Genomic DNA, 4925 nt, shown 5'->3' on the forward strand with positions numbered 1-4925 from the left:
GGACCAGTCCCCGGCCCGTTCCGGCACCGCGGGGCCGCCGTCGGCCGGGGGCAGGGCGAGCCGTTCGAGGCGCTCGCGCAGGGCGGTGTCCGCGGCCCGGCGGCCGGTCAGCGGAGCCGGGCGGAAGGCGGGCAGGAGGTGCCGCCAGACCAGGTCGAGGTACTCCTGCGTCCGCTCGGTCGCGGTCGTCACGGCGACCACCGCGTCGTGCTCGGGCAGGACGAGGCAGAACTGCCCGTAGGCCCCGTCGCCCCGGAACCCGTGCCGGGAGACCCAGAACTGGTACCCGTAGCCGCGGATCGAGTCCTGCCGGTCCCCCACCAGCGTGGTTCCGGCGGTCGGTATGTGCGGGTGCGAGGCGCGGGCGGCCCATCCCCTCGGCAGCAGCCGTTCGCCCCGCCACACCCCGTCGTCCAGGTACAGCTGGCCGAGCCGGGCCACGGCGTCGGTGGCGGCGTGCAGTCCGCTGAAGCCGATCTCGCGGCCGGTGCGGTCCCGCTGCCACAGCGTCTCGCCGATGCCCAGCGGGTCGAAGAGCCGGGGCCGCAGATAGTCGGTGAGCGTCTGCCCGGTGACCCGTTGCACGATCGCGCCGAGGGTGTACGTGCAGGGCTGGTTGTACGCGAAGACGGTGCCCGGGTCGCGCTGCGGCGGCTGGAGCAGGAAGCCGCGCACGGGTTCGGCGGGGTCGGTGCCGTACGCCTCGTCGACGGTCTCGTCCTCGTGGCCGCTGGCCATGGACGCCACGTGCCGGACCAGCATCGCCCGGCTGCGCGGGTCGGTGATGTCGGCCTCGAACTCCGGGAAGTACGACAGCACCGGGGCGTCGAAGTCGAGCAGCCCCTCGGCCTCGGCGAGGGCGGCGGCGGTCGCCGTGAAGCTCTTGCTGAGCGAGTACAGCAGATGCGGGCGCCGCGCGGTGTACGGCGCCCACCAGCCGGCGGTCACGAGATGACCGTGGCGCAGGATCATCAGACTGTGCGGCTCGATGTCCGGGTCGGCTTCGAGGGCGTCGAGGAAGGCGTGGACGCCGGACGCGTCGACGCCCTGGGCGGCGGGGTCCGCGGTGGGGAGCGGGTGAACGGTCATGAGGGGCATCCTGCCCGGGGCGCCGCCGGGTGATCCACCGTTTTCCCCGCCCCGGCCCGGGGACCCGGGCGGTATGGTGCGAATCGGATACACGATGATGACCGAACAGGCCGGACCCCGTGAGCTGGTCGACCATGTGGTGCGGGCCGAGGAGGCCGGCTTCGACTTCTCGGTGACCTCGGACCACTACTTCCCCTGGCTGGCGTCGCAGGGGCACTCGCCGTACGCCTGGAGCGTGCTGGGCGCCGCCGCGCAGGCCACCTCGCGCATCCCGCTGATGACGTACGTGACGTGTCCGACGTTCCGCTACCACCCGGCGGTGGTGGCGCAGAAGGCGGCGACGGTGCAGCTGCTGTCCGAGGGCCGGTTCCGGCTGGGGCTCGGCTCCGGCGAGAACCTCAACGAGCACGTGGTGGGCGGCGGCTGGCCGTCCGTGGACGTGCGGCACGAGATGCTCGAGGAGGCGGTGGAGATCATCCGTGCCCTGTTCGGGGGTGGCCACGTGAACCACCGGGGCACCCACTTCGACGTCGAGTCGGCCCGGCTGTGGGACGTGCCGGACGAGCCGCCGCCGATCGGCGTCGCGGTGTCCGGGAAGCGGTCCTGCGCCCTCGCCGGCCGGCTCGCCGACCTGGTGATCGCCACCGAGCCGAAGACGGAACTGCTCGACGACTTCGACCGGCACGGCGGGCAGGGCAAGCCGCGGGTGGGGCAGCTTCCGGTGTGCTACGACCCCGACCGGGACGCGGCCGTCGAACGCGCCCACGACCAGTTCCGCTGGTTCGGCAACGGCTGGAAGGTCAACTCGGAGCTGCCGCACCCGGACTCCTTCGCGTCGGCGACGCAGTTCGTCCGGCCCGACGACGTCGCCGGGTCGATCCCGTGCGGCAGCGACCCGGCGGACTTCGTCGAGGCCGTCCGCCCCTACGCCGAGGCGGGTTTCACCGAGATCGCCCTGGTGCAGATCGGCGGCGAGTCGCAGCCGGCGTACCTGGACTGGTCGGAGAAGACGCTGCTGCCGGCGCTGCGGGACGCCCTCGGCTGATGCCCCGGCGGTCCCGCACGGCCGGTGATTCACCCGTAGAGCTGAGCATCTTGCGTGGATGCGGGGTACTAGAGGGCTCTACGTCGGTACTTCCCGGAGGCCCTTTCGTGAACTCGTTCGTGCACAAGACTCTGGTGGTGGAGCTCCAGGCGGGCGACACGGACCGCTTCCCCGTGCTCGCCCACCTGAGCTACGACCCGTCCGACCCGTTCGCCGTCACCATCGTCTTCAGCCACGACGGCCGGGTCCTCGCCCGCTGGCAGCTCGACCGGGAGATGGTCACCGAGGGCCTCACCCGCCCGGTCGGCATCGGGGACGTACGGCTGCGGCCGGAGTCCCGGGGCGTGGGGCGGGAGCTGCGGATGGAGTTCCTCGGCGAGGCCCACGCCGACGGCGGCCGGCACCACGCGGTGGTGTTCGCCTGGGCCGAGACCGTCGGCGAGTTCCTGCACGAGACCCGGCTGATGGTGCCGCCGGGGTGCGAGGAGGTCCGCGTGGACGACTTCCTCGCGGACGTCCTCACCGGGAACTGAACCCCTGGCCCGCGGTGTGACGGTACCGGGCCCACATCGGCAGGCCGAACCAGCACAGCAGGTACCAGGCCACCACTCCGGCCACCAGGTACGGGACGAAGCCGTCGTGGGTGGCCACGCGCAGGATGAGCAGCAGGGAGCAGCTGGTGGTGGCCAGCAGCAGCAGGAGGCCGAGCAGGGTGAGCCGGGAGGCCCACTGCACGGCCTGCGCCTTGATGCGCCGTCCGGAGACGAGCCGGTGCAGGGAGACCGGGCCGATGAGGGCGCCGGTGGCGCAGGCGCCCAGCACCACGGTCACGATGTAGATCGTCTCGTCCGTGTCGGACAGTTTGGCGTAGGTCGGGGTGAACACGACGGTCAGCAGGAACCCGAAGAGGATCTGCACCCCCATCTGGGCGACGCGGACCTCCTGGATGAGCTCCGTCCACATCCGGTCAGCTCTCTCGTCCTCCGTCTCGTTGCGCCCCCGGCGCCTGTCCTCGCCCCGATCCATGTCCGGCACAGTGCCTCCCCTTTCCGCGGGTCTCCCTCTCCGGATGCCCCGAAAGCCACCGTTCTCCCGGGCGGGTCGCCGGTTTGGGGGTGCGGGGCACGGTTACACGGACGGCGATGACACCGAGGCCAGGAGGTCGTGGGACGCATGCCGGACACCCAGCTCACCGTGACGTTCAGCGGCGGGGACGCCGACGACGCCCGGACGGTCGTCCGGGTCCTGGAGGGCACGTTCGGGGACGCGGACCAGCGTCCCTCCGCGGAGCGCGCGACGGTCCGCGTGGCGACGTTCACCGGGGAGAAGCCGGCAGCGGCGGCCGGGGCCGCGGACGCGGGGCCGCTGTCGGCGCCGGTGACCGTCACCGTGCAGGGCACTCCGGAGGCGGTGCGGCGGGCGAGCGACACCCTCACGCGGTCCTTCACCGCGCGCGACGAGGGCGCCGTCTCCGGCGACCAGGAGCAGGAACGGCAGCTGCTCCTGGAGCCGTGACGTCCGCCGCTCCTACCAGCGGCCCTCCACCTGGTCCTTGATGCGCCGGTCGTAGAGGTCCCGGATCGCCGTGAGCGTCGCCGCGGGCAGCTCCGGGAGCCGGGCGGCGGCCGCGTTGGCGCGGGCCTGCTCGGGCGAGCGGGCGCCGGGGATGACGGTGGTGACACCGGGCTGCGACACGATCCAGCGCAGGGCGAGCTGGGCCGGGGTGTACCCCTCGGGGGCGAGCGCGGCGAACTCGGCGGCGGCCTCGACGCCGGTCGCGTAGTCGACGCCGGAGAAGGTCTCGCCCTGGTCGAAGGCCTCGCCGTGCCGGTTGTAGGTGCGGTGGTCGTTCGCGGCGAAGACGGTGTCCTTGGTGTACTTGCCGGACAGCAGTCCGGAGGCGAGCGGGACGCGGGCGATGATGCCGACACCCGCCTCGCGGGCGGCCGGGAGGACCTCGCGCAGCGGCTTCATGCGGAACGGGTTGAGGATGATCTGCACGCTCGCCACGTTCGGCCGGGCGATCGCGGTGAGCGCCTCCGCGCAGGTCTCCACGCTGACTCCGTAGGCGGCGATCCGCTCCTCCTCCACCAGGGTGTCGAGGGCGTCGAAGACCTCGTCGGTGGAGTAGACGGGGGTGGGCGGGCAGTGCAGCTGCACCAGGTCGATACGGTCGACGCCGAGGTTGCGCCGCGAGCGGTCGTTCCAGGCGCGGAAGTTGTCCAGCACGTAGTTCTCCGGGATCTGGTCGACCCGGCGGCCCATCTTGGTGGCGACCAGTACGTGCAGGTCGGGCCGCCCGCTGAGGAACGACGCGATGGTCTGCTCGCTGCGTCCGTCGCCGTACACGTCGGCGGTGTCGAAGAAGGTGACGCCCGACTCGGCGGCGGTCTCCAGCACCGCGAGGGCTTCCTTGTCGTCGACGTCGCCCCAGTCCGCCCCGAGTTGCCATGTGCCGAGACCGATCACGGAGGCGTGCTGCTGCGACCTGTCGAATGTGCGCTCGTCCATGGGGTCAGTCTGTCATCCGTGCCGCCCGGCCGGCGGGCGGCTCCCCCGTCGTCGTGGTGCGCCCGCTCAGGCGCTCCGGGCCGCCGTCCGGCACTCGGGGTGGCCCCACCCCTTGTCGTTCTTGGCGATGGGTTCGCCGGCCGCGTAGGACCGTCCGCACGGGCAGCGGCCCGGGAACTTGGCCTTGATCGTGCGGGAAGACGAGCCGCCGCGCTGCCGGGGCGTCTTCGCCGGGCCGGAACCGCGCCCCGCCGGACCGCCCGCCGGGCGGTCCGGGGCG

6 protein-coding genes and 1 pseudogene are annotated in these 4925 nt (G+C 72.8%); 3 read left to right on the plus strand and 4 right to left on the minus strand.

Going from position 1 to position 4925, the window contains the following annotated elements:
• On the minus strand, positions 1-1089 hold a 1089-nt coding region (locus B7767_RS23100), incomplete at its 3' end, for a serine hydrolase (protein WP_085573877.1).
• A 73-nt stretch (positions 1090-1162) separates the two neighbouring features.
• On the opposite strand from B7767_RS23100, the gene B7767_RS23105 reads away from it, so the two are divergent.
• Together B7767_RS23105 and B7767_RS23110 are read left to right on the plus strand one after the other, a co-directional pair.
• Positions 1163-2134, plus strand: coding sequence for an LLM class F420-dependent oxidoreductase (locus tag B7767_RS23105; RefSeq protein WP_085573878.1), 972 nt, complete (start codon positions 1163-1165; stop codon positions 2132-2134).
• Positions 2135-2241: 107 nt separating this feature from the next.
• Positions 2242-2667, plus strand: coding sequence for an SsgA family sporulation/cell division regulator (locus B7767_RS23110; protein ID WP_085573879.1), 426 nt, complete (start codon positions 2242-2244; stop codon positions 2665-2667).
• Here B7767_RS23110 and B7767_RS23115 read toward each other — a convergent pair.
• A complete protein-coding gene (locus B7767_RS23115) occupies positions 2654-3160 on the minus strand; it encodes a DUF6328 family protein (protein ID WP_107486271.1) in 507 nt (168 codons plus the stop codon). The two genes, B7767_RS23110 and B7767_RS23115, sit on opposite strands and share 14 nt — an antisense overlap.
• Before the next feature lie 147 nt (positions 3161-3307).
• Here B7767_RS23115 and B7767_RS23120 point away from each other — a divergent pair, with 147 nt between their 5' ends.
• Complete coding sequence (locus B7767_RS23120; RefSeq protein ID WP_085573881.1) at positions 3308-3649, plus strand: hypothetical protein; 342 nt, start codon at positions 3308-3310, stop codon at positions 3647-3649.
• A 12-nt stretch (positions 3650-3661) separates the two neighbouring features.
• On the opposite strand, the gene B7767_RS23125 is transcribed toward B7767_RS23120, so the two are convergent.
• On the minus strand, positions 3662-4645 hold the full coding sequence (locus tag B7767_RS23125) for an aldo/keto reductase (RefSeq protein WP_085573882.1): 984 nt from the start codon (positions 4643-4645) through the stop codon (positions 3662-3664).
• A gap of 66 nt (positions 4646-4711) precedes the next feature.
• A pseudogene (locus tag B7767_RS47365) lies at positions 4712-4925 on the minus strand (ribonuclease HI); the annotation flags it as partial.

The organism is Streptomyces sp. 13-12-16 (genome assembly GCF_002114215.1).
In the GTDB taxonomy this organism is placed as follows: domain Bacteria; phylum Actinomycetota; class Actinomycetes; order Streptomycetales; family Streptomycetaceae; genus Streptomyces.

Bases quoted from the DNA above. Each gene is read 5' to 3' on its own strand.
- B7767_RS23115 (WP_107486271.1), bottom strand. From the start codon at position 3,160: ATGGATCGGGGCGAGGACAGGCGCCGGGGGCGCAACGAGACGGAGGAC.
- B7767_RS23125 (WP_085573882.1), bottom strand. From the start codon at position 4,645: ATGGACGAGCGCACATTCGACAGGTCGCAGCAGCACGCCTCCGTGATC.
- B7767_RS23120 (WP_085573881.1), top strand. From the start codon at position 3,308: ATGCCGGACACCCAGCTCACCGTGACGTTCAGCGGCGGGGACGCCGAC.
- B7767_RS23105 (WP_085573878.1), top strand. From the start codon at position 1,163: ATGGTGCGAATCGGATACACGATGATGACCGAACAGGCCGGACCCCGT.